A 23,366-nucleotide genomic window follows, 5' to 3' on the forward strand; every position below is an offset into this window, starting at 1 on the left:
GGTCGAGTCTACGGGGCGTCCGTACTCGATCGAGCCCGTAGGGGCGTCGGGCTGCTGCCCGGCGGTGATCAGGCCAGATAGGCCGGGGCCCCCACGGGCAGGGTAAATCGGAACTCCGCGCCGCCGGCGCGGGAGCGGCCGACGGTGATCGTCCCGCCGTGCGCCTCGACGATCCCCTTGACGATGTACAGACCGAGGCCGGTGCCGCCGCGCTTGCTGCCGCGCCAGAAGCGGGTGAAGACCCGGGCCATGGACTCCTCGGGGATGCCGGAACCCTCGTCACTGACGGTGACGGCCGTGCTCGGCTGGGCTGCGGTGTCCACGGTGGACCCTTCGGACTTGGCGGGGACGAGGGTGGGCTGCACCTCGATGGTGACCGTTCCCGAGCCGTGTCGCACCGCATTTTCCAGCAGGTTGCCCAGCACCTGGTCGACCTTGTCGGGGTCGGCCCACAGATCGGGCAGCGGCTCCACGACCTTGATCAGGAAGTGGTCGGTGCGCTGGCCAGCGGTGGTGTGGGCCTGGACGTGGCGGCGTACGGCGGCGGCGATGTCCACGGGCTGGCGGCGCACCTCAAGCCGGCCGGAGTCGATCCGGGAGATGTCGAGCAGTTCGGCGATCAGCCGGGTGACGCGGTTGGCGTCGGCGTCGACGGTCTCCAGCATGAGCCGCTTCTGGTCGTCGGTGAACCGCTCCCACTTGGCCAGCAGGGTGGCCGTGAACCCCTTGACCGAGGTGAGCGGCGAGCGCAGTTCGTGCGCCACGGTGGCGATGAGCTCCGCGTGCGAGCGCTCGGTGCGCCGCCTGGCCTCGGTGCCGCGCAGCGTGACGACCACCTTGCGCACCGGCCCCGTGGGGTGGACGCGCACGTACCGCGCGGCCACCAGCACCTCGCGCCCGCCCGGCAGCAGCAGGTTGCGCTCGGGTTGGCCGCCGCGGATGGCGAGTCCTCCGTACGGGTCGGTCAGCGCCCACCAGCGCCGCCCCTCCAGGTCCTCCAGGGGCAGCACCTGGTCGAGCGGGCGGCCGAGCGCGTCGGCCGCGGGGGTGGCGGTGATCCGGGCGGCGGCGGCGTTGAAGCAGGTGACGCGGCCGTTCTCGTCGGCGACGACCAGGCCGTCGGGGAGGTCGTCGGAGTGCACGTCGGTGTACGTGTCGGCGGGTGCCGCTGCCGGTGGTGCGGCGGGTGCTCCGGTACGCGCTTCGGCGGGTGCTCCGGCAGCCGCCTCGGCCGCCCAGGTGTCGATCTCGCCGGACAGGCACGCCCCGGGCGCGGGCGAGGTGGCCGCCGCGCCGGAAATCCTGACGTTCATGCTGCACCCCCTCCCGGGCTCCAGGGGCGCAACCCTACTAGGTCAAGGTGACGCTGCGGAGCCCCTCCGTCGCTACGAGCGGGCGCGCTGGGCGCGTGCGGAGGCATACAGGCACACGGCGGCGGCGGTCGCCAGGTTCAGGCTCTCGGCCTTGCCGTGGATGGGTACCCGTACGACCTCGTCGGCGAGCGCCCGGGTCTCCTCCGGGAGCCCCCACGCCTCGTTGCCGAACACCCAGGCCGTGGGCCCGCTCATGCGGCCCGCGTCCAGTTCCGCATCCAGGTCCCGTGCGCCGGCCCCATCGGCGGCGAGCACCCGTACGCCCGCCTCGTGCAACCCGTGCACCACCCGCTCGATGGGCACCCCGACGGTCACCGGCAGGTGGAAGAGCGAGCCGACCGAGGCCCGTACGGACTTGGGGTTGTACAGGTCGACGGAGGCGTCGGTGAGGATGACCGCGTCGGCGCCGGCCGCGTCCGCGCAGCGCAGCACCGTGCCGGCGTTGCCCGGGTCACGCACGTGGGCGAGTACGGCGATCAGCTTGGGCCGGGCGGCCAGCACGTCGGCCAGCGGCGCGTCCAGGAAGCGGCAGACGCCGACCAGTCCCTGCGGGGTCACGGTCTGCGAGATCTCGGCGACCACCGCGTCGCTGACGGTCACCACCGGGACGCCGGCGGCGTGCGTGGCGGCCACGATGTCGGCGTGCCGCTCGGCCGCCTCGGGCGTGGCGAACACCTCGATCAGGGTGCCGTCACCGGCGTCGGCGCGGTGTCTGGCGACCGCTTCGCGCACCGCCTGCGGGCCCTCGGCGAGGAACCTGCGCTCCTTGGTCCTGGCGTTGCGGCGGGCCAGTCGGCGGGCGGCCAGGACGCGCGGCGATCGCAGGGAGGTCAGCTCGGGGGCCGCCATGTGGTGGTACTCGCTTCCGGGTGCGGTGGTGCTGGTGCCAGGGCGTTGCTTCCCGCTCGGTGCCCGGGAAGCAACGGGGGAAGCAGCGAACCCGCAGGCGGGAGCCGCCTGCGGGTTCGGTGTGGGCCGTGTGGGGCCCGGGCCTCGAAAACCGCTCAGGCGGCCTTGGGGGCGTTGACGTCGCTGGGCAGCGCCTTCTGGGCCACCTCGACGAGCGCCGCGAACGCGTTCGCGTCGTTGACCGCGAGCTCCGCCAGGATCTTGCGGTCCACCTCGACGTTGGCGGCCTTCAGACCCTGGATGAAGCGGTTGTACGTCATGCCGTTGGCACGGGCAGCCGCGTTGATGCGCTGGATCCAGAGCTGCCGGAAGTCGCCCTTGCGCTTCTTGCGGTCGTTGTAGTTGTAGACGAGAGAGTGGGTGACCTGCTCCTTCGCCTTGCGGTACAGGCGCGAGCGCTGGCCCCGGTAGCCGCTGGCCTGCTCCAGGATCGCCCGGCGCTTCTTGTGGGCGTTGACTGCCCGCTTGACGCGTGCCACTTGTTTAACTCCTTGTACGGGGCCGTGGTTGCCTCACACGGCCCGGAAACGAATGGGTCCCGAACTCGACGCGCACCCCGCCGGAGCGGGGGCGACGTCACTTGCCGAGAAGCTTCTTGACCTTCTTGGCGTCGGCCGGGGCCAGTTCGACGGTTCCTGCGAGGCGGCGCGTCAGCGTGGACGGCTTGTGCTCAAGAAGGTGGCGGCGACCGGCGCGCTGACGGAGCACCTTGCCGGAGCCGGTGACCTTGAAGCGCTTGCTGGCACCGCTGTGCGTCTTGTTCTTCGGCATGTCGCCGTTCTCTTCTCGTCGGGGGCGCTCAGCAGCCCGTGCGGGCGTGCGGGAGCGTCAGCTCGTTCAGTTGGGTTCCGGGGTGGGCCCCGGCGTTGCGGCCTCGGGCACAGGCCGCCACGATCAGGCCTCGGCCGGCTCCTCGGCGGACTGCTCGGGAGCGTCCGCTACGGCGCCCTGGCGTTCCGCCTTGCGGGCGGCCTGCGCCTCGCGGGCTTCGGCCATGGCCTCGGTCTTCTTCTTGTGCGGACCGAGAACCATGATCATGTTCCGGCCGTCCTGCTTCGGGTTCGACTCCACGAAACCGAGGTCCTGGACGTCCTCCGCGAGCCGCTGGAGCAGTCGGTAGCCGAGCTCCGGCCGGGACTGCTCACGACCACGGAACATGATCGTGATCTTGACCTTGTCGCCCTGCTTGAGGAACCGGACGACGTGACCCTTTTTGGTGTCGTAGTCGTGCGGGTCGATCTTCGGCCGGAGCTTCATCTCCTTGATGACCGTGTGCGCCTGGTTCTTGCGCGCCTCACGGGCCTTCATGGCCGACTCGTACTTGAACTTTCCGTAGTCCATGAGCTTGCAGACCGGCGGACGGGCGTTCGCCGCGACCTCGACCAGGTCCAGGTCGTACTCCTGCGCAAGCTCCAGGGCCTTGGCAAGAGGAACGATGCCCACTTGCTCGCCACTGGGACCGACGAGTCGCACCTCGGGGACGCGAATCCGGTCGTTGATGCGGGGCTCGGCGCTGATGGGGCCTCCTCAGTTGCACCACGCGGCGGCCTGGCGGACAGCCACGTAACGTCAGTTTTCGGTGTGACCACCGTGCCGAGACGCACAAAACGCCCCGTACGGGACACAGGGGGGCTCCACGCTTTCCGGGAGCACCACTGCGGCGTCACCGCGGGGCGCATCAGGCAGCTCCACGTCGTCCGTACGGAACGACGGGCCCTACCGGACCGGGACCCGCCGGCCTCAAGGGCCAGCAAGGTGGGAGAGTCGGAGCCTCCACTTGTGGGCCGGGCACACCAATGCCCAGCCGGTCACTCACTAGGCTACACCACCGGCGAGACGGGCGCGCTCGGGCGGCGCGGCGGCTGCCGTGGCGGCACGCGGGGGCCCGGGCGCCGCACGGCGGGCCCGTCACGCCCGGGCGGGCGCCGGCCCCTCCGACCGGCCGCACGCGCCGTGGGCTGCGGCCCCTCTCGTACGATGCAGGACGAGCACCGGTCGGACCCGGGGTGCGTACGGCCGCCGTGTCGCACGCGCCGGGCCGGGCCGGATGCGTCTCGCCGTGGCGTGCGCGCCGGTGTGCCGGCCGGACGCGACCGTCTCGAATCAGCCTGCCGCCGCACCCACCGTACGGCGCCTGGCGTACCACCGACTTCCGACAGACGAGAGAGCCATGAGCGACGCCGACGCCCAGCAGCCGACCCAGGACCAGGGCGAGAACCCCGACTTCGACACGATGACCCGGGACATCGCCGAGGTGCCCGCGGTCGAGGTGATCACGACGGTCGCGGTGCACCTGATGAGCGCCGCCGCGGTCAACCTGGGGCTGGCCGAGGAGGGGCCCGAGCACAAGGACCTGGACGAGGCGCGGAAGCTGATCACCGCGCTGGCGGGGCTGGTCACCGCGAGCGCGACCGAGGTCGGCTCCTACCACGCGGCGCCGCTGCGGGACGGCCTCAAGTCGCTCCAGCTCGCCTTCCGCGAGGCGTCGGTGGTGCCGGACGAGCCGGGCCAGGGGCCGGGCGAGAAGTTCACCGGGCCGGTCTTCGGCGGCTGACCGGCCGCTGCGGCCCGCCCGCTCGGCGGACGGCGTCCGGGCGCGCCGCCGCCCCGCTCCGGAAGGGGCGGGGCGGCGGCGCGTCGGTGGCAGGCCGGGTCAGACCTCGGCGCGCTCCCGGTCGAGCAGGTCGCCGGGGCGCGGGTGGGTGAACTGGTGGCACAGGGTGGCGAGCACCGCGCCCACCAGCGGGGCGATCAGGAACAGCCAGAACTGTTCGAGCGCGTCGGTGCCGGCGAAGATCGCGGGGCCGAAGCTGCGCGCCGGGTTCACCGAGGTGCCCGTGAGCGGGATGCCGACCAGGTGGATCACGCCGAGCGCCAGGCCGATCGGCAGTCCGTCGAAGCCGACCACGGCCACCTTGTGGGTGACTGCGAGCACCACGAACACCAGCAGGAACGTCAACACCACCTCGGCCAGGAAGGCGCCGCCGGTGTTGATGTGCACGGCCGAGCGGTCGCCGTAGCCGTTGCTGCCGAAGGCGCCGCTGGTCTCAAGCCCGGGCACCTGCTTGGCCAGCAGGAACAGGATGGCCGCACCCGCGATGCCGCCGAGGAACTGGGCGATCCAGTACTCGACCGCCGTACGCACCGAGATCCGGCCGGCCGCCAACATGCCCAGCGTCACGGCCGGGTTGACGTGGCAGCCGGAGATCGGGCCGAGCGCGTAGGCGAGGGCGAGCAGGGTGAAGCCGAAGGCGAGGGCGATGCCGACGGTGCCGATGTAGTCGGCCGCGAGCACCGCTGACCCCACCGCGAAGAACACCAGCAGCAGCGTCCCGACGAACTCCGAGATGATGGGCCTCGTCTCCAGTCTCGTCGTCTCCATGCCGCGCTCCCTTGGGTGGATGATCGGGAAATGCCCCTGTTGCATTGTGGGGCGTTATGGGGCATCTCGCCCGTCGGCGGCGTGGGGAGCGCGGGCGCGTACGGCAGACGCGGGGTTCGGGGGTACGAGGCCGCCCCGCGGGCCGACCGCCCGCGGGGGGCTCGCGCGGATGCCCGGTTGTCCGCTGGGCGCGGGCGGCGGGCAGGGACGCGCGGGAGCCGCGCCCGGGAACGCACGCGCGGGTACGGGATGGGTGGGGCGGGTGACCCCTGTGCGGCCGGGGTGGGGTGCGGCCGGGGCGCTGCTCGTACGAGGGCCGCGCGGCGTCGGCGGCGGGCTCGGGCCGGGGCCCGTACTGCCCCGGCGGACTCGTACGGCCCCCGCAGGGCGGCTAGGCCACGTACAGCGGCTCGCCCTGGAGGGTCGCGTGGGCCGGCAGCAGGGCCAGTTGCAGGCCGCGGACCAGGCGGGCGCGGAGCACCTCGTCCGCCGCGAGGGCGCCGGCCACGCGCTCGGCCACCTCGCGGGCGGGCGCGTCGGCGGCCAGGGTCAGCGCCAGGGTGCCGTCGGCGTCGGCCCCGCCGGCCGGCGCGAGGTGCGCGCGCAGCACGCCCGCCTCGGCCGCGAGCACGGTGCGCAGCGCCTGTGCCACGGCCGGGTCGGCCAGCGGGTCGACGCTGGTCCGCCCCTCGGCGATGGCGAGCAGTGCGGGGCCGGTCAGGGCGTAGGTGACCGGGCCGGCGAGGTCGAGTACGAGGGTGTCGGCCCGCTCGTGCGCGACGGCCTGGAGCGCCTGGTGCAGCGGGACGGCGACCGGCCTGGCGTCCGGGCGCCAGCGGGCCAGCGCCTCGGTCGAGGTGAAGGCCGGCAGCGCGCGCCGCCCGCCCGGGGCCTCAAGGGTGGGGACGGCCATGTCGCTGGTCTTCTCGCGGCGCAGCGTGCCGCCGTCGGCGGTCGGCACCTCCTCCACCTCGCCGAGCACCGCGACCACCGGCACCAGCAGCCTGGCCCCGGCCAGTGCGCGGAGCACCTGCGGCTCGGCGGCCGGGTCCGCGGCCCAGGCGGCGAGCGCCGCGGTGAGCTGCGCGTCGGCCGAGCCGTCGTCGTCGGAGAAACCGGGGTCGGGAATGTTCTTGAGCGCCACGCGTCGAGGCTACCCGGGGTGGCCGCGGGCGGGGTGGGCGGTACGGCTGCGCGGGGTGGCCGGGTCAGCTCGCGTCGGGCCGTGTGGTCGCGGGGCGGGGTGCGCGGGCCCGGTCGCGCCAGAGGAAGACCGCGGTGAGCAGCAGGGCCGCACCGGCGAAGCCGGCCGTCAGGGCGAGTTCGCTGGGGGCGGCGCCCTCGTCGGCCGACTCACGCTCGGGGCCGCGGCCGAAGTAGCGGTCGGGGTAGTCGGCGGCGCGCGGGAGCTGGGCCGCGGCCGGAAGCCGGCCGGCCGCTTCGATGGCGGCGGTGACGTCGACCATGCCGGCCCCGAGCTCGTCGTTGCGGCCCCCCTCCGGCCGGTCCTGGGCGGTCTCCGTGAGCAGCCGCTTGATCTGTACGGGGCTGAGGTCCGGGTGGGCGGAGCGCACCAGCGCGGCGGCGCCGGAGACGAAGGCGGACGCGGCGCTGGTGCCCCAGCCCTGGTAGTAGCGGCGGTTGGGGTCGGCGATGACGACGTCCACGCCGGGGGCGCAGATCGTGGCGTACCAGCGGCGGGTGGAGAAGGCGGCCCGGCTGCCGTACCGGTCCACCGCGGTCACCGCGATCACGCCGGGGTAGGCGGCCGGGTAGGAGACCCGGTCGCCCTCGCCGCCGCCGTTGCCCGCGGACGCGACGACCACGACCCCCTTGCGCAGGGCGTACTGGACGGCGGCGTCCTCGCGGCGCTCGGGGTGGGCGGACTCGCTGTCGTCGCCGAGCGACAGGTTGATCACGTCGGCGCCGTGGTCGGCGGCCCAGCGGATGCCGTCGGCGAGGGCGCCGCCGCGGGCGCTGCGCGCCTCCTTGCGGGCCGGGTCGCCCTCTTCGAGGATCACCCGCACCGGCAGGATGTTCACCTCGGGCGCGACCCCGACCACGCCGTCGCTGCCGTCGAGCCCATGGCCCCGACCTGCGATGATCCCGGCCATTGCGGTGCCGTGCCGGGCCCAGGACGGGTCGCCGCGCTGCGCGCCGAAGCCGATCATGTCCTTGCCCGGCAGCACCTGCCCCTGGAGGTCGGGGTGCTGGTCGTCCACGCCGGTGTCGAGCACGGCGACCGTGATGCCCGCGCCCTTGGTGGTGCGCCAGGCGTCCGGGGCGTGGATGGCGTCCAGCGCCCACTCCTGGGACCTGATGCCGTCGGCGTGGGCGACGGGTGCGGGCGGCAGCAGCGCGACGGCCCCGAGCGCGGCGACGGCGGCGAGGAACCGGCGGCCCCTCACGCGCCGCGGACGCTGGCCGGGGCGCGCGCCATGGCGGTCGGGGCGGTCGGGGCCGTCGATGCGGTGGCCGTGGTCGCCGGTGCGGCGGCCGTGGCGGTCCGCGGTGGCAGTCGCCTGCGGGACGGCGGGCCGCGGCGGGGCGGATCGCCCGTCGTGCCGGTCTCCGCGGCCGGTCTCCGGTGCTGTTGTGCTGGTCATCGGGGCTCCGTCGCGGCGTCCACGGCCTTGCGGAACGCGCGTTCCACGCCGGCAGCGACGCCCTTCGCGTCGTGTCCGAGGCCCGCCTGGGCCGGTCCTGTGGTCGCCCCGCGGGCCGTGGCGCGGGCCGCCGGCTCGGGGCGGTCGATGCTGCGGCCGTCGGCGAAGCCGGTCACCGCGTACGCGATCACCGGTAGGTCGCCGGCCACGCTGATCCGCCAACTGGCCCGCTGCGCGTCGCCGAAGTGGGCGGCTGCGGTGCCCTTGGCCGCGTACGGCCTGGGCAGCAGGTCGGTGCGCAGGTCCAGCCGTTCGGCGTCGAACCGGCTGCGCAGCGCCCGCATCCCCGCCGCGTCGGAGCGCGTGATGACCAGGCCCACCGTGGTGACGCTGGTGCTGGTGGCGTCGGTGTACGTGGCGCGCAGCAGGCGCTGGCAGCCCACCGGGGAGAGCGCGGTTTCCAGCAGCGGGTCGAAGGCGCCTTCGCACCGGCCGTCGGGAGCGACGGCGATCCGGGTCCAGGTGCGGTCGGCGCCGCCCGGACCTGCTTCGGGACCGGTCAGGGTGGGGGGGAACAGCGTGTCGACGGGGACGCTGCGCCACACCGAACGCGCCTGCTGGAAGGCGTCGGCCGACCGGTCACGCTCGCCGTCGTCCCGCAGCCAACTCCCCAACACCGCGCCGACCAGCAGTCCCACGCCGAGCACGGCGCACCCGACGGCGGCCACGGCACGCGCCCAGCCACGGCCCCGCCCACGGGGTCGTACGGGCCCCGCGGCCACCGCCCCGTGCGCTAGCAGATCGGCCACGAGCCCGGCCACCGGGTCGCGCCCGGGCACCGGCGCCATCGCTGCCGCGAGCCCCGCGTCACTTTCCCGCGCCCCGACCGCGCGTTCCCCGTCGGGGGCGGAGTCCGGGTGGGGCGGGGTGGCCGGTGCGCCGTGGTCGACCGGCGCGGCGGGCGCGGGCGGACCGCCGGGCCGAGGTGGGAGCGGCGGCGGAGCCGCCGGACCTGGGGCGGTCGCGGGTGGCGGGACCGCCGGGGCGGGAGAGTCCGGCCGCTGTGGGGCGAGGGGCGCCGGGGCCGGCGAAGCCGAGTCCCGCGGGGCCGCGCCCGGCGGCATCGCGGGCGGCGGGACCGCCAGGGCGGGAAAGTCCGGCCGCTGTGGGGTCGCGGGTGGTGGGACCGCCGGGGGCGGCGGGTTCCGCAGTGGGTGCGGTGCGGGTGGGGCGGCTGGGCGCGGCAGGGGTGAACCGTCAGCAGGCGGTGCGGTGGGGCTGCCCGGGGTGGACCGCCGCGGGGCGGGGTGGGGTGCGGGTGGGCGGCCCGGGGGGACGAGCGGGCGTGGGGGCGTCACCAGGGGCCCGGCGATCGGCACGGGCGGCGTCATACCGGATGCCGCCGGAGCGCCGGGGACCGCGCCCGGCGCACCGCCGACGCCGCTCGGCGCGCCCTGGGCGGCGGGACCCTGGGGGGCAGGGCCGTGGGCGAGAGGGCCACGGGCGACCGGACCGTGGGGGGCCGGGCCCTGGTCGACGAGGCGACGCGCGGTCGGGGTGTCGGTGCCGCTGGGGCCAGGCGTCCCCGGGGCGGGCGCCGATGGCTCGGGTGGCGGTGGGGAGGGGGGTGGTGGTGCGGGTCGGGAGGCGCTTGCTCGCTCCGCGTCGGCGCCCACCTGCACCCCCTCGCCCCCTTCGACCCTGGTCCGGCCCGGGCCGGCCGATCGCCTTTCGGGACAGGCCGGTTCGTATGTGGACAGCACGCCGCTGACCTGCCGGTCATGGCATGCGCGACACTCTACGGTGCAGCGGGCACGGTTCGCACCGGGCGCTCGACTACCCAGCGGTAATGACCTCTGGCAAGCTGCCCCCATGTCCTATCCGAGCATCGAGCGGGCCCGTCTGAATCGCGCCACCGCCCATCTTGACGCTCCGTTCGCGGTGGTCGACCTCCAGGCGTTCGACGCCAATGCGCGGGACCTGGTGCGCCGGGCGCGGGGCAAGCCGATCCGGGTGGCGAGCAAGTCGGTGCGGTGCCGTGCGCTGTTGGCGCGGGCGCTGCGGCAGGACGGCTTCGCCGGCGTACTGAGCTTCACGCTCGCCGAGTCGCTGTGGCTGGCCCGGTGCGGGTTCGAGGACGTCCTGTTGGCGTATCCGTCGGCGGACCGGGCCGGGTACGCGGAGCTGACCGGCGACCGCGACCTGGCCGCAGCGGTGACCGTGATGGTCGACGACCCGGCCCAACTCGACGCCGTGGACGCCGCACGGACGGGCACCGAACAGGTCCGGGTCTGCCTGGATTTCGACACCTCGCTGCGGCTGCCGGGCGGTGTGCTGCGGATCGGCGCGCGGCGCTCCCCGCTGCACTCCCCCGCCCAACTGGTCGAGCTCGCCCGCACGGTCGTGGCCAGGCCGGGGTTCCGACTGGTGGGTCTCATGGCGTACGAGGGGCACATCGCGGGCGTCGGCGACGCGGTGCCGGGGCGGCCCGTGCACTCCCGGATGGTCCGGCTGGTGCAGTCCGCCGCGCGGCGTGAACTCGCCGGTCGGCGGGCGGCTGCCGTACGGGCCGTGCGGCAGGTCGCCGACCTGGAGTTCGTCAACGGCGGCGGGACGGGCAGCGTGCAGTTCACGGCCGCCGAGCCCGCGGTGACCGAGCTCGCCGCGGGGTCGGGGCTGTACCTGCCGCAGCTCTTCGACCACTACTCGTCCTTCCGCGGCCACCCGGCCGCCCTGTTCGCCCTGCCGGTGGTGCGCCGCCCCGGGCCCGGCGTGGTGACGGTGCTCGGCGGCGGCTACCCGGCGTCAGGCGTCGCCGGCCGGGACCGGCTGCCGGCGCCGTACCTGCCGGCCGGGCTGCACTACGACGCGTACGAGGGCGCCGGCGAGGTGCAGACGCCGCTGCTCGGCGCGGCGGCGGACGGGCTGCGGATCGGGGACCCGGTGTGGTTCCGGCACGCCAAGGCCGGGGAGTTGTGCGAGCGGTTCGACGCGGTGCAGTTGCTCGACGGCGAGCGGGTGGTGGACGTGGTGCCGACCTATCGCGGGGAAGGGAAAACGTTCCTCTAAGGGTTCCGACAGGGGCTCCGCCGGGGTTCCGCCAGGGTTCCCATCGGAGGTTCCGGTTCCGCCAGGCCGGCGGCCTCCTCGGTCGGGGCCTTCCCGGGGGCTCGTACGGATGCTCTCGTGGCTGCTCCGCCGGGCTCCCCGGCCGTTGCGCCGGGGCCGGCCGACCGGGCGCGGCAGCGTCGCCGCACGCCACGGTCGGCGGCCGGGGCACGCCGCGGTGCGCGGTCGGAGTACGGCGCGCCCGCGTCACCGCGCGGGCGCGCCCGGCTCAGACGCCCTCGCCGTCCCCGGCCGCCGGCTCGATGCCGCTGGTGATGACGTCCATGTCGGCCAGCGACGGCGCCGCGGGGTTCACGTCGAAGCCGAACCGCACGACGACCAGTTCGCTGCCGCCCGCGCCCTGGCCCGGCTTGGGGAAGACCAGCGACTGCACGTGGGCGTCCAGGCCCGACTTGGTGTCCACCTTCCAGCGCACCAGGTAGCCGGCCTGGCCGGCGACGGTCACCGGCTCCGCCTTGGCCTCCTGGTGGCCGTCGAGCCCGCCGTACGGGTTCTGCGCGCCCTGCTGGCCGGTGCCGTAGGACTCCTCGGCGTTGCGGGCGATGTCCTCGCGGGCGACGCCCTCGGCGGTGGTGGCCGTGTAGCCCCGGCCTGTGACGCCGAAGGAGAACACGCCGCCGCGCACGCACTTGATCGAGGCCGCGCGGGGGCAGTCGTAGCGCGTGGTGGTGATGCCGATGCCGTTCGCGTTCGGCGGGTTGGCCGTCCAGCCGTCGAGCACCGGCACGCTGATGGCGTTCGCCGCGTCGACGGTCCGCTGGACGGTGTCGTCCGGGTCGCCGGACGGGGGCGTGCTGGGCGTCGGATCGCCGCCCGTGTCGCCGCTGCCGCCGCCGCTGCCCTTCGGCACGTCGAGCGTGGGGGTCGGACCCGCCTGGTCCCCGTCGCCGTCGCCGTCGTCCTGGAGGACCACCACGCCGGCGACGATGGCGGCGACGACGATCGCGCCCACGACGGCGACCACCGCGTTCCGCCGACCGCGCCCCGGGGGCGGCCCGCCCGGGCCCCCGGGGTGGCCGGCGCCCAGCGGTCCCGGCTGGCCGTAGGGCGCGCCGGCCGCCGGCGGATAGCCGGGCGGCTGGGCCTGCGGATAGCCGTACGGGGCCACGCCGGGTGGCGCCTGCGGCGCGGGGGCGGCCGGCGGAGGGCCGGCCGGCGGGGCGCCGAGCGGCGTGGCCAGCATGGTCTGCGCGTCGTGCACCGAGGGCGCGGCGCGCCGGCTTTCGGTCCAGGCCCTCCCGTCCCACCAGCGCTCGGGGGCGGGCCCCGGGCCCTGGTGGTCGGGGTCTGGATACCAGCCGGGAGGTGTCGTCATGCTCACCCCGTCACCCTATGGCCAGGCCCCGCGGCGCGTACGCCCCCGGGCCAACTTCCCTGCCGGCCCGGACGGCTGGGGTGCCGGCCGGGCCGCGGTGGCACGGGCTAGAGCGGGGTGACGTAGGCCCCGGCGATGCCGCCGTCCACGAGGAATTCGGCCGCGTTGACGAAGGAGGCGTCGTCACTGGCGAGGAAGGCGACGGCGGCGGCGATCTCCTCGGGCTCGGCGAACCGGCCCACCGGTACGTGCACCAGCCGGCGGGCGGCCCGCTCCGGGTCCTTGGCGAACAGCTCCTTCAGCAGGGGCGTGTTCACCGGGCCCGGGCAGAGCGCGTTGACCCGGATGCCCTCCCGGGCGAACTGCACGCCGAGTTCGCGGGACATCGCCAGCACGCCGCCCTTGGACGCGGTGTAGCTGATCTGCGAGGTGGCCGCGCCCATGACGGCCACGAAGGAGGCGGTGTTGATGATGGAGCCCTTGCCCTGGCGCTGCATGTACGGCAGCACCGCCTTGCAGCACAGGTAGACGGAGGTGAGGTTGACCTCCTGGACGCGCTGCCAGGCGGCCAGTCCGGTGGTGAGGATGGAGTCGTCGTCGGGCGGTGAGATGCCCGCGTTGTTGAAGGCGATGTCGACCGAGCCGTAGGCGTCGTACGCGGCCTTGAAGGCGGCCTGCACCTGTTCCTCGTCGGTCACGTCCACCCGGACGAACACCCCGCCGACCTCGTCGGCCGCGGCCCTGCCGGTCGCCTCGTCGATGTCGGCGCAGACCACGCGGGCGCCCTCGGAGGCCAGCCGGCGGGCGGTGGCGCGGCCGATGCCGCTGCCGGCGCCGGTGATCACGGCCGTACGGTCCACCAGCCGCCGACAGCCGGCGGCGCCCGGCGCGGCGGCGGAGGAGGGGGCGGACGATGCCGCGGGCGCGGGCGTGGAGGCGGTGGTCGGGCTCGTTGAACCGGTCTGGCCGGGGCGTTCCGTCACGTCAGTGCTCCTCGGTGGCGATGAAGACGTTCTTGGTCTCGGTGAAGGCTTCGAGCACCGCGGGGCCGAGTTCGCGGCCGAATCCGGAGCGCTTGAAGCCACCGAAGGGGGTCGCGTAGCGGACGCTGCTGTGCGAGTTGACGGAGAGGTTGCCGGCGGCGACGGAACGGGCGACGCGGACCGCGCGGCCCACGTCACGGGTCCACACCGAGCCGGCGAGGCCGTAGTCGGTGGCGTTGGCGAGCCGTACCGCCTCCGCCTCGTCGCTGAACGGCAGCACCACGGCGACCGGCCCGAAGACCTCTTCGGTGGCGACCGGGCTGTCCGGGGCCGCCTCCAGGACGGTCGCCGGGTACCAGAAGCCCTTGCCGGTGGGGGCCGTGCCGCGGATGGCGGCGGGCGCGTCCTCGGGGGCGTAGGACCGTACGCGCTCGCGCTGGGCCGCGGAGATCAGCGGGCCCATGGCGGTCGCGGGGTCGGCCGGGTCGCCCACCGTGAAGGCGTGCACGGCCGGTTCGAGCAGGGTGAGGAAGCGGTCGTAGACGGGGCGCTGGACCAGGATGCGGGTACGGGCGCAGCAGTCCTGGCCCGCGTTGTCCAGGAAGGCGGCGGGGGCGCTGGCGGCAGCGGCCTCGATGTCGGCGTCGGCGAAGACGATGTTGGGGCTCTTGCCGCCGAGTTCGAGCGTGACCCGCTTCACCTGCGCGGCGCAGCGGGCCATGATCTGCTGGCCGACCCGGGTGGAGCCGGTGAAGACCACCTTGGCGACGCCCGGGTGGTCCACCAGGGCCGTGCCCACCACGGGGCCCGCGCCCGGCAGCACCTGGAACAGGCCGGGCGGCAGCCCCGCTTCGAGCCCCAGTTCGGCCAGTCTGAGCGCGCTGAGCGGGGTGGTCTCGGCGGGTTTGAGGAGGACGGCGTTGCCGGCGGCGAGGGCGGGGGCCAGGCCCCAGGCGGCGATCGGCAGCGGGAAGTTCCACGGGGCGATGACGGCCACCACGCCGAGCGGTTCGGCGAAGGTCACGTCGATGCCGCCGGCGACCGGGATCTGACTGCCGGTCAGCCGCTCGACGCCGCCGGCCGCGTACTCCAGCAGGTCACGGGCGTTGCCGGCCTCCCACCGCGCGTTGCCGATCGGGTGCCCGGCCTCGCGCACCTCGATCCCGGCCAGCTCCTCGACGTGCTGGTCGACGACGGCGGCGAAGGCCCGCAGCGCCCGGGCCCGGTCGGCGGGGGCGCGGCCGGCCCACTCCCGCTGGGCCGCGGCGGCCCGGGCGACGGCCAGGTCGGCGTCCTCCGCAGTGCTGGCCGCGACGGTGGCGATGACCTCCTCGGTGGCCGGATTGAGCACCTGGTGCTCGGTCGGGGGCGCGGGCTGGGGCACGGGTGGGCTCCTCAGGTGGGTGGTGTGTCGGGGGCGGGGCCTGGCGGCGGGTGTGGGTGGCGGGGCACGAGCGGCGCGCCCGGCACTTCACGCATCGCCCAGCTCACACCGCGCCCCGTCCCGCCCCCACCGCGCACGCCTCACATGCATCACATGCGTTCGAAGGAGCGGTAGCGCTCCCAGTCGGTGACTGCGGTGTCGTACGCCTCCTGTTCGACGTGGGCCATCCGCAGGTAGTGCTGCACCACCTCGTCCCCGAAGGCGGCGCGGGCCAGGGCGCTGGTGGCCCAGCGGTCGGCGGCCTCGCGCAGCGTCGCCGGCACCCGCTCGGCGTCGCTGGCGTACGCGTTGCCGGTGCACGGTTCGGGGAGTTCGAGTTGCTCGTCGATGCCGTGCAGACCGGCGGCGACCATGCCGGCGACGGCGAGGTAGGGGTTGACGTCGCCGCCCGGCAGCCGGTTCTCCAGCCGGTGTCCGAGCCCGCGCCCGACCACGCGCAGCGCGCAGGAGCGGTTGTCCGGTCCCCAGGCGACGGCGGTGGGCGCGAAGGAGCCCGGGCGGAACCGCTTGTAGGAGTTGATGTTCGGCGCGTACAGCAGGGTGAACTCGGCGAGCGCGGCGAGTTGGCCGGCCAGGAAGTGCCGCATGGTGCGCGACATGCCGTACGGGTCCGTGTCGTCGGCGAACACGGGCCGGCCGGCTGCGTCGCGCAGCGAGAGGTGGATGTGGCAGGAGTTGCCCTCGCGCTCGTCGTACTTGGCCATGAAGGTGAGGGCGCTGCCCTGTTGGGCGGCGATCTCCTTGGCGCCGGTCTTGTAGAGGGCGTGCTGGTCGCAGGTGGTGAGCGCCTCGTCGTAGCGGAAGGCGATCTCGTGCTGGCCGAGGTTGCATTCGCCCTTGGCCGACTCGACGGTGAGGCCGGCGCCGGCCATCTCGGTGCGGATGCGGCGCAGCAGCGGTTCGATGCGGGCGGTGCCGAGTACGGAGTAGTCCGCGTTGTACTGGTTGGCCGGGGTCAGCCCGCGGTAGCCGACGTCCCAGGCGTGCTCGTAGCTGTCCCGGAAGACCATGAACTCCAGCTCGGTGCCGACGTGGGCGCGCCAGCCGCGGGCGGCGAGCCGGTCGAGTTGGCCGCGCAGCACCTGGCGCGGCGAGGCCACCACCGGGCTGCCGTCGTGCCAGCTCAGATCGGCGGTGAGCAGGGCGGTGCCGGGCTGCCAGGGGATGCGGCGGAGCGTGCTCGGGTCGCCGTGCAGCGCGAAGTCGCCGTAGCCGTTGTCCCAGGAGGACATGGCGTACCCGCCGACGGTGTTCATCTCCACGTCGACGGCGAGCAGATAGGCGCAGCCCTCCGCGCCGTGTTCGAGGACCTGATCGAGGAAGAACGGGGCGGCGAACCGCTTGCCCTGGAGCCGGCCCTGCATGTCGGTGAAGGCCAGCACGACGGTGTCGATCTCGCCGGCGGCGACCAGGGCGCGTAATTCCTCGACCGGCAGCGGGGGCGTGCGTTCTGCCACGGACGGGCCTCCTGTCGGTCTGACTGGAAGTCTTAAGGTAGGCCGGCGGACCATTGGTTGGGAAGGAGCCGCGACGGGGGGTGGGGCCGATGGACACCGACGGGGGCGCCCGGCGGCCCGGGCTCGCGCGGTCGGCCCAGTTCGCCGACGTGCTGCGGCCGGTACGGGCCGGCAACGGCTTCGAAGAGGCGCTGGAACAGATACTCCAGGTGGTGCGGCTCGGCCTGTTCCCGCCCGGCCAACGGCTGCCGGCGGAGCGGGAGTTGGCCGATCTGCTACGGATCAGCCGGGTCACGCTGCGCGAGGTCCTGAAGGTCCTGAAGGACCAGGGCCTGGTGGAGAGCAGGCGCGGCCGGTACGGGGGCACGTTCGTACGGGCCAGACCGGCGGCCGGGCCGACGGCCGGCGCGCGGCGGGAGGTGCGGCGCCGGGTGGCGGTGGCTGACCTGGCTGATCTGGCTGACCTGGAAGACGCGCTGCGCTTCCGCGAGGTGCTGGACGTCGGCGCGGCCGGGCTGTGCGCCGAGGCCGATCTCGGCCCGGAGCACGCCGCACAGGTGCGCGCGGCGCTGGACGCCACCCGCGACGCCGCGCCCACCGACTACCGCCGCCAGGACACGCTCTTCCACCTCACGCTGGCCCGCCTCGCCGGCTCCCGCTCGCTGGCCGAGCAGTACGCGGCGGCCCGCGCCCGGATGAACGAACTCCTGGACCGCGTCCCGCTGTTGGTGCGCAACCTGGAGCACTCGCAGGCCCAGCACGCGGCGCTCGTCGATGCGGTGCTCGCCGGCGAGGCGGACCGCGCCCGTGCGGTGATGCGGGAGCACTGCGCGGGCACGGCGGCGCTGGTGCGCGGGTTCCTGGCCTAGCGGGCGGATGTTCGACGCCCGCCGGGGGCTTGCGCGGTCCCGGGCCGAGCGACAAAGGTATGCCACCGCACCTTTCACCACCCGCCAGCGCGCCACTCCCCCACCCCGTCCTACAACCGCGCGTCCGCACCCCCACCCCCGTGCACCGCATCTGAGCACCGCACCTGAGCACCGCACCTGAGCACCCCCGGGCCGCGACGCCCGGTCGCCCGGTTCCGGGCCGGCCCCGGCCGACCCCCGCAGCTCATCGCCGGCCCGGCCGGCCCCGGTTGAACCGCTCGATCCTTCGTCCTTCCCCTTCGGCAGGCGGGAGCGCCCATGACCGACGGACCCGAACTGACCCGTACCCCGGCGGGCGACGAACCCGGGCGGGACCGGGGCGAGCCCCCGCCACGAGGACCGGCCACCAGCGGGACCGTCGGCGAGACCACCGACGACCAGCGCTACCTGGAGCGCCGCACCCTGCGCCGCGGCACCGCGGGCCCGGTCCTGCTCACCGGGCTCGGCGTCGCCTACGTCGTCTCCGGTGACTTCTCCGGCTGGAACGCGGGGCTCGCCGAAGGCGGCTTCGGCGGCCTGGCCGTCGCCGCCGCGCTGATGGGACTGATGTACACCTGCCTGGTCTTCTCGCTGGCCGAGTTGGCGGCCGTGCTGCCCACGGCCGGCGGCGGCTACGGCTTCGCCCGGCGCGCCCTCGGCACCTGGGGCGGGTTCCTGACCGGCACCGCGATCCTCATCGAGTACGTGCTGGCGCCGGCCGCGATCTCGCTGTTCATCGGCGACTACGTGGAATCCCTCGGCCTGTTCGGACTGGAGACGGGCTGGCCGGTCTACCTGGCCTGCTTCGTGCTGTTCACCGGCATCCACCTGTGGGGCGTGGGCGAAGCCCTGCGGTTCAGCCTGGTGGTGACCGCCATCGCGGTGGCCGCGCTGATCGTCTTCGCGTGCGCGGCGGCCACCGAGTTCTCCGCCGACGCGCTGCACGACATCCCGGCCGACCACGACGCCTTCGGCGCCAGTTCCTGGCTGCCCTTCGGCGTCCTCGGCATCTGGGCCGCCTTCCCGTTCGGCATGTGGTTCTTCCTCGGCGTGGAGGGCGTGCCGCTGGCGGCCGAGGAGACCCGGGACCCGGCCAGGGTGCTGCCCCGGGCGATGGCCCTCTCGCTGGGCATCCTGCTGCTCCTCGCGCTGGTCACCTTCGTCACCGCGACCGGTGCCCGCGGCGCCGGCCCCATCACCGACGTCGGCGACCCGCTGGTACAGGCGCTCCAACCGGACGGCGAGCCCACCACGGCCAGCAGGATCGTCAACTACGCGGGCCTGGCGGGCCTCGTCGCCTCCTTCTTCTCGCTCATCTACGCCGGCTCCCGGCAGCTCTTCGCCCTCTCCCGGGCCGGCTACCTGCCCCGCGCGCTGTCCCTGACCAACCATCGCAAGGCGCCCTACCTGGGGCTGCTGGTCCCCGGGGCGCTCGGCTTCACGCTGGCGGCGGCGAGCGGCGACGGGGCGCGGATGCTCAACGTGGCGGTGTTCGGCGCGACCATCTCGTACGCGCTGATGGCCCTCTCGCACCTGGTGCTGCGGCGCCGCGAACCCCATCTGCACCGCCCGTACCGCACCCCCGGCGGGGTGCTGACCTCCGCGCTGGCGCTGCTGCTCGCCTGTTCGGCGCTGGTGGCGACGTTCCTGGTGGACCGGGTTGCGGCGGCGATCGCCCTCGGCGTGTACTGCGTGGCGCTGGCCTACTTCGCCTGCTACAGCAGACACCGGCTGGTGGCGTCCGCGCCCGAGGAGGAGTTCGCTGCCCTCGCGGCGGCGGAGGCCGAGTTGACCCGCGACTGATCTGGAGGCGTCCATGGCCAAGCCGGTCATCGGCATCAGCACCTATCTGGAGGACGCCGCGCAGTGGCGCGAGTGGCGGCTGCCGGCCGCGCTGCTGCCGGTCGGCTACCACCAACTGGTGCAGCGGGCGGGCGGCCTGGCCGTGCTGCTGCCGCCGGACCCGGCGCCAGACGCCGCCCGGCAGGCCGTCGCCCGTATCGACGGCCTGGTCATCGCGGGCGGCCCGGACGTGGACCCGGCGCGGTACGGAGCCGCGCCGCACCCGCAGACGGGGCCGCCGGCCCACGCCAGGGACGCCTGGGAACTGGCCCTGATCGACGCCGCGTCGGACGCCGGCCTGGCGCTGCTCGGGATCTGTCGGGGGATGCAGTTGCTGAACGTGGCGCGCGGCGGCACCCTGCTCCAGCACCTGCCCGAAGCGGTGGGCCACGGCGGCCACGGCGGCCCGCCCGGCACCTTCGCCCGGCACCGGGTCACCCCCGTGCCCGGCACGCACACCGCCCGCGTGCTGCCGGCGCCGCTGTCCGTGCCGACCTACCACCACCAGGCCGTGGACCGCATCGGCACGGGTCTGACCGCATCGGCCCACGCGGCCGACGGCACGGTGGAGGCGCTGGAGTTCACCGCGCCCGGCCCGTTCGCGTTGGCCGTCCAGTGGCATCCGGAGGCGGCCGACGACACCCGGCTGATGCGCGCCTTGGTGACGGCGGCGGCCGGGCGGGAGGCGCCGGCCGGCTCGTAAGGTCCCGCCGGCCCCGGCAGTCCCAACAACCCGAGCGGTCGCGGCAGTTGTGTGGTTCACGCGGATCGCAGAGGTGGCGCTGGCCGTGCCGGACGCGAGCACCCGGTGCGCTCGGTACGCGCTGCCCTCGCCGCAGCCCAGCCCAGCCCCGGGCCCGGCCCCCGGCCAAGGGGCCGGCCCCTCACGCCGCCGCGCCGCTCCCGCGCCGGGTCAGGCCCAGCAGGTCGCGGGCCGGTCCTGCGGGGCGGGCGCCGACGGGCCAGACCGCGCGGAGTTCGCGCCGCAGGTCGGCGCCGTCCACCGCGACCTCGACCAGCCGCCGCGCCGACAGCTCGTCACCGACGGCGAGTTCGCTCAGTACGGCCGGGCCTGCGCCGCTGACCGCCGCGGACTTCACCGCGGTGGTGGAGGCCAGTTCGAGCAGCGGCTCGGCCAGGCCGCCGTGCGGGTGCAGGGCCGCGTCCAACACCTGCCGGGTGCCCGAGCCGTGCTCGCGCAGGATCAGCGGGGCCGCCGCGAGCTCGGCCGCCGGCACCGGGCCGCGCCGGCGCGCCCACCGGTGCTCGGGCGCCGTCACCACCACCAGCCGGTCGCGGCCGATGACCGCGCCGTCGAGACCGGGCGGCGCCGCCACCCCCTCCACGAAGCCCAGGTCGGCCTCGCCGTCCCGCAGCCGCCGCGCCACCTCCGTCGAGTTGCCGGCGAACAGCGAGACCGCGGTGCCCGGCCGGCTCGCCCGCAGTGCGATCAGCCAGCCCGGCAACAGGTACTCGGCGATGGTCATGCTCGCGGCGACGCGCAGCCGCGAGTCCCGGCGGTCGCGCAGCGCGAGCGCGCCCGCGTCGAACGCCTCGGCCGCCTCCACGACCCGCCGCGCCCACTCGGTCACCAGCGTTCCGGCATCGGTCAGCCGCGAGCCGCGCGGCGAGCGCTCCACCAGCGCGACGCCCAACTGCCGCTCCATGGACCTGATCCGGCCACTCGCCGCGGGCTGGCTGATGCCGAGCTCCCGGGCGGCCCGCCCCAGGCTGCCCAGCCGGGCGACGGCCAGCAGCAGTTCCAGCGCGCCGAGGTCGGGCACCCGGTGGGCCAGCGAGGCCCGCGGCCCCTCGGCGGGCCCGGGCGGCTCCGGCGCCGCGGCCACCGTACGCCCGGCACGCCGGTCGCCGCCCCGCCCCCGTCCCGCGCCCACCGCTCCCGTGCTCATAAGACCAGCCTATGTCCCCATAGCGAGGACGTCCCTGGTCGGCGGGGTGCGGGCGGCGCACCGTGGGGGCATGGTCACCGTCGCACCCGTCGTTCCCCGCCCCCTGCGCACCCCGCGCATCAGCGTGCGCCCACTCGGGCCGAACTGGTACGCCACCGTGATGGGCACCGCCATCGTGGCCACGGCCGGCGCCGGGCTGCCGGCCCGGGTGCCGGGCGCGCGGGTGGCGTACGTGGCGGTGTGGGCGCTGTCGGCGCTGCTGCTCCTGGCCCTCGTGGCGGCCCGGGCCCGGCACTGGAGGCACCACTCCGACCAGGCCAGGGCCCATCTGGCGGACCCCGCCGTCGCCCCGTTCTACGGCTGTCTCGCCATGGCACTGCTCGCCGTCGGCGGCGCCACCCTCGCGGTGGGCCGGGACGTGCTCGGCTCCGGGGCGGCCGTCGCGGTGGCCGGGGCGCTGTGGGTGGCGGGCACCGCGGTGGGGCTGCTGGCCGCCGCCGGCATCCCGTACCTGCTGATCACCCGGCACCGGATCGGGCCGGCCGACGCCTCGCCGGTGTGGCTGCTGCCGGTGGTCGCCCCGATGGTGTCGGCCGCGGTCGGCCCCGGCCTGGTGCCCGAGCTGCCGGCCGGCCAGTGGCGGGCGGCGCTGTGGCTGGTGTGCTCCGCACAGTTCGGGCTGAGCCTGCTGGCGACGCTCGTGCTGCTGCCCCTGGTGATGGCCGGGCTGCTGCGGTACGGGCCGCCGGCTCCGGCGCTGGTGCCGACGCTGTTCCTGGTGCTCGGCCCGCTCGGCCAGTCCACGACCGCCCTGGCCAACCTGGCCACCGCGGCCCCCGGCACGCTGCCCGCCCCGTACCCGGGCGCGGTGACCGCCGGCGCGCTGCTGTACGGGGTGCCGGCGCTCGGCTTCGCGCTGTGGTGGCTGGTGCTCGCCGGGGCGCTGGTGGTGCGGGCCGCGCGGCGCGGCATGCCGTACGCGATGACGTGGTGGGCGTTCACCTTCCCGGTGGGCACCTGCGTCACCGGCGCGGCCGGCCTGGCCCGCCAGACCGAGCTGGCCCCGCTGCGCTGGCTGGCCTTCGGACTCTACGCGCTGCTGGTCCTGGCGTGGGCGGTGGCGGGCGCCCGCACGGTGGCCGGGCTGGCCCGCGGCACGCTGCTACCCGGCGGCGGCGCGGCGCGGCCAGCACCACCAGCAGCGGCATCCACGCCAGCAGCAACGCAGGCAACACGCCCGGGGCGGGCGCCCGAGCCGGTGTCCGGCGCCGCGGACGGGCCGCGCCCCGGCCGGCTCAGCGGGCCTGCGCCAGCGCCCGACCCAGCACGTCAGGGGCGCTCGCCAGCGACGGCCCGTACCAGGTCAGGTGGCGTCCGCTGAGCAGTGCGGCGGGCAGCCCGGGGAACGCCTCGGGACCGTCGTCGGCGGTGAAGCGGTACGGCTCGTCGGGCAGCACCACCAGATCGGCGCCGCTGGCCCGCAGCTCCGCCAGCGGGATGCGCGGGTAGCGCTCGGCGTGGTCGGCGTAGCGGTTGCGGACGCCGAGGCGGGCCAGCACGTCGCCGGCGAAGGTATCGCGGCCCAGCACCATCCAGGGCCGGCGCCACACCGGCACCACCGCGGTGCGCTCCCGGCCGCCGGGTCCTGCCGCCAGGCCCGGCGCGCGCCAGGCCCGCTCGGCCGCGTCCAACCAGGTGGGCCGCGGCAGCCCGAGGCCGTTCACCAGCAGCCGGCGCAGTTCGTGGAACGCCTGGTCGAGGTCGCGGATCTCGGTGACCCAGACGTCAATGCCGGCGGCGCGCAGCGCGGCCAGGTCGGGTTCGCGGTTCTCCTCCTCGTTGGCGATCACCAATTCGGGGGCGAGCGCCACGATGCGCTCCACGTCCGGGTTCTTGGTGCCGCCGATGCGTTCCGCGGCCAGCTCCGCCGGGTGGCTGCACCAGTCGGTGGCGCCGACCAGCAGCCCGGGCGCGGTGGCGGCCACCGCTTCGGTGAGCGAGGGCACCAGCGAGACCACGCGGCGCGCGGCGGCGCGTGCGGCGGTGCCGGGTTGGGGTCGGATCATGCCCCCACCGTAAGGCGCCGCCGTGGCCCGGCGGGTTCCGGG

Annotated in this window: 21 protein-coding genes; 6 read left to right on the forward strand and 15 right to left on the reverse strand. The window is 75.4% G+C overall.

All coding sequences use genetic code 11. The annotated features are described in order from the left end of the window. Positions 1 to 68: 68 nt before the first annotated feature. The 5 genes from ACMA1D_RS14865 to infC all read right to left on the reverse strand — a co-directional run bounded on the left by ACMA1D_RS14865 (position 69) and on the right by infC (position 3,800). Positions 69 to 1,313 (reverse strand): ATP-binding protein, encoded by a 1,245-nt coding sequence (locus tag ACMA1D_RS14865; protein WP_414724438.1) that lies wholly within the window; start codon positions 1,311 to 1,313, stop codon positions 69 to 71. Positions 1,314 to 1,385: 72 nt separating this feature from the next. After that, on the reverse strand, positions 1,386 to 2,222 hold the full coding sequence (locus ACMA1D_RS14870) for a TrmH family RNA methyltransferase (RefSeq protein ID WP_414724439.1): 837 nt from the start codon (positions 2,220 to 2,222) through the stop codon (positions 1,386 to 1,388). Positions 2,223 to 2,377: 155 nt separating this feature from the next. Beyond that, a complete protein-coding gene (gene rplT / locus ACMA1D_RS14875) occupies positions 2,378 to 2,761 on the reverse strand; it encodes a 50S ribosomal protein L20 (protein ID WP_030381833.1) in 384 nt (127 codons plus the stop codon). 97 nt (positions 2,762 to 2,858) lie between these two features. Continuing rightward, positions 2,859 to 3,053 (reverse strand): 50S ribosomal protein L35, encoded by a 195-nt coding sequence (rpmI, locus tag ACMA1D_RS14880; RefSeq protein ID WP_414724440.1) that lies wholly within the window; start codon positions 3,051 to 3,053, stop codon positions 2,859 to 2,861. 123 nt (positions 3,054 to 3,176) lie between these two features. Next, on the reverse strand, positions 3,177 to 3,800 hold the full coding sequence (gene infC, locus ACMA1D_RS14885) for a translation initiation factor IF-3 (RefSeq protein ID WP_414724532.1): 624 nt from the start codon (positions 3,798 to 3,800) through the stop codon (positions 3,177 to 3,179). Positions 3,801 to 4,452: 652 nt separating this feature from the next. On the opposite strand from infC, the gene ACMA1D_RS14890 reads away from it, so the two are divergent. Beyond that, the gene (locus ACMA1D_RS14890; protein ID WP_414724441.1) at positions 4,453 to 4,836 is read left to right on the forward strand and encodes a DUF1844 domain-containing protein; all 384 of its coding nucleotides are present in this window, start codon (positions 4,453 to 4,455) and stop codon (positions 4,834 to 4,836) included. Positions 4,837 to 4,935: 99 nt separating this feature from the next. Here ACMA1D_RS14890 and ACMA1D_RS14895 read toward each other — a convergent pair whose 3' ends face one another. The 4 genes from ACMA1D_RS14895 to ACMA1D_RS14910 all read right to left on the reverse strand — a co-directional run bounded on the left by ACMA1D_RS14895 (position 4,936) and on the right by ACMA1D_RS14910 (position 8,998). Beyond that, a complete protein-coding gene (locus ACMA1D_RS14895; RefSeq protein ID WP_414724442.1) occupies positions 4,936 to 5,664 on the reverse strand; it encodes an MIP family channel protein in 729 nt (242 codons plus the stop codon). 391 nt (positions 5,665 to 6,055) lie between these two features. Next, on the reverse strand, positions 6,056 to 6,808 hold the full coding sequence (locus ACMA1D_RS14900; protein ID WP_414724443.1) for an SseB family protein: 753 nt from the start codon (positions 6,806 to 6,808) through the stop codon (positions 6,056 to 6,058). A 64-nt stretch (positions 6,809 to 6,872) separates the two neighbouring features. Continuing rightward, positions 6,873 to 8,270 carry a type VII secretion-associated serine protease mycosin gene (mycP, locus tag ACMA1D_RS14905; protein ID WP_414724444.1) on the reverse strand — a complete coding sequence of 466 codons (1,398 nt, stop codon included), beginning with the start codon at positions 8,268 to 8,270 and terminating at the stop codon, positions 6,873 to 6,875. After that, positions 8,267 to 8,998 (reverse strand): hypothetical protein, encoded by a 732-nt coding sequence (locus ACMA1D_RS14910; protein ID WP_414724445.1) that lies wholly within the window; start codon positions 8,996 to 8,998, stop codon positions 8,267 to 8,269. The genes mycP and ACMA1D_RS14910 overlap by 4 nt, the downstream gene beginning before the upstream one ends. Positions 8,999 to 10,142: 1,144 nt before the next feature. Between ACMA1D_RS14910 and ACMA1D_RS14915 the strand changes: the two genes are divergently transcribed. Beyond that, entirely contained in the window at positions 10,143 to 11,339 is a 1,197-nt protein-coding gene (locus tag ACMA1D_RS14915; protein ID WP_414724446.1) for an amino acid deaminase/aldolase, read from the forward strand. Between the two features lie 268 nt (positions 11,340 to 11,607). On the opposite strand, the gene ACMA1D_RS14920 is transcribed toward ACMA1D_RS14915, so the two are convergent. The 4 genes from ACMA1D_RS14920 to ACMA1D_RS14935 all read right to left on the reverse strand — a co-directional run bounded on the left by ACMA1D_RS14920 (position 11,608) and on the right by ACMA1D_RS14935 (position 16,598). Next, positions 11,608 to 12,714 (reverse strand): DUF2510 domain-containing protein, encoded by a 1,107-nt coding sequence (locus ACMA1D_RS14920; protein WP_414724447.1) that lies wholly within the window; start codon positions 12,712 to 12,714, stop codon positions 11,608 to 11,610. 107 nt (positions 12,715 to 12,821) lie between these two features. After that, complete coding sequence (locus ACMA1D_RS14925; protein WP_414724533.1) at positions 12,822 to 13,577, reverse strand: 3-oxoacyl-ACP reductase; 756 nt, start codon at positions 13,575 to 13,577, stop codon at positions 12,822 to 12,824. Between the two features lie 121 nt (positions 13,578 to 13,698). Then, complete coding sequence (locus ACMA1D_RS14930; protein ID WP_414724448.1) at positions 13,699 to 15,081, reverse strand: aldehyde dehydrogenase family protein; 1,383 nt, start codon at positions 15,079 to 15,081, stop codon at positions 13,699 to 13,701. Between the two features lie 149 nt (positions 15,082 to 15,230). Beyond that, positions 15,231 to 16,598, reverse strand: a complete 1,368-nt coding sequence (locus ACMA1D_RS14935; protein ID WP_414724449.1) for a glutamine synthetase family protein — start codon at positions 16,596 to 16,598, stop codon at positions 15,231 to 15,233. A gap of 89 nt (positions 16,599 to 16,687) precedes the next feature. Here ACMA1D_RS14935 and ACMA1D_RS14940 point away from each other — a divergent pair, with 89 nt between their 5' ends. The 3 genes from ACMA1D_RS14940 (at position 16,688) to ACMA1D_RS14950 (ending at position 20,051) form a co-directional block, all read left to right on the forward strand. Next, positions 16,688 to 17,467: a FadR/GntR family transcriptional regulator gene (locus ACMA1D_RS14940; RefSeq protein WP_414724450.1), complete on the forward strand. Its 780-nt coding sequence runs from the start codon at positions 16,688 to 16,690 to the stop codon at positions 17,465 to 17,467. Positions 17,468 to 17,785: 318 nt separating this feature from the next. Continuing rightward, positions 17,786 to 19,309 carry an ethanolamine permease gene (gene eat, locus ACMA1D_RS14945; protein ID WP_414724451.1) on the forward strand — a complete coding sequence of 508 codons (1,524 nt, stop codon included), beginning with the start codon at positions 17,786 to 17,788 and terminating at the stop codon, positions 19,307 to 19,309. 13 nt (positions 19,310 to 19,322) lie between these two features. Continuing rightward, complete coding sequence (locus ACMA1D_RS14950; protein ID WP_414724452.1) at positions 19,323 to 20,051, forward strand: gamma-glutamyl-gamma-aminobutyrate hydrolase family protein; 729 nt, start codon at positions 19,323 to 19,325, stop codon at positions 20,049 to 20,051. A 181-nt stretch (positions 20,052 to 20,232) separates the two neighbouring features. Here the strand turns inward: ACMA1D_RS14950 and ACMA1D_RS14955 are convergent, their stop codons facing one another. Beyond that, positions 20,233 to 21,258 (reverse strand): LysR family transcriptional regulator, encoded by a 1,026-nt coding sequence (locus ACMA1D_RS14955; protein WP_414724453.1) that lies wholly within the window; start codon positions 21,256 to 21,258, stop codon positions 20,233 to 20,235. Between the two features lie 70 nt (positions 21,259 to 21,328). Here ACMA1D_RS14955 and ACMA1D_RS14960 point away from each other — a divergent pair, with 70 nt between their 5' ends. Further along, positions 21,329 to 22,639: a TDT family transporter gene (locus ACMA1D_RS14960; RefSeq protein WP_414724454.1), complete on the forward strand. Its 1,311-nt coding sequence runs from the start codon at positions 21,329 to 21,331 to the stop codon at positions 22,637 to 22,639. Here ACMA1D_RS14960 and ACMA1D_RS14965 read toward each other — a convergent pair. Then, on the reverse strand, positions 22,554 to 23,324 hold the full coding sequence (locus ACMA1D_RS14965) for a helical backbone metal receptor (RefSeq protein ID WP_414724455.1): 771 nt from the start codon (positions 23,322 to 23,324) through the stop codon (positions 22,554 to 22,556). The genes ACMA1D_RS14960 and ACMA1D_RS14965 overlap by 86 nt on opposite strands. Positions 23,325 to 23,366: the final 42 nt, after the last annotated feature.

The organism is Streptomyces sp. 796.1, from assembly GCF_047525675.1.
Classification (GTDB): domain Bacteria; phylum Actinomycetota; class Actinomycetes; order Streptomycetales; family Streptomycetaceae; genus Streptomyces.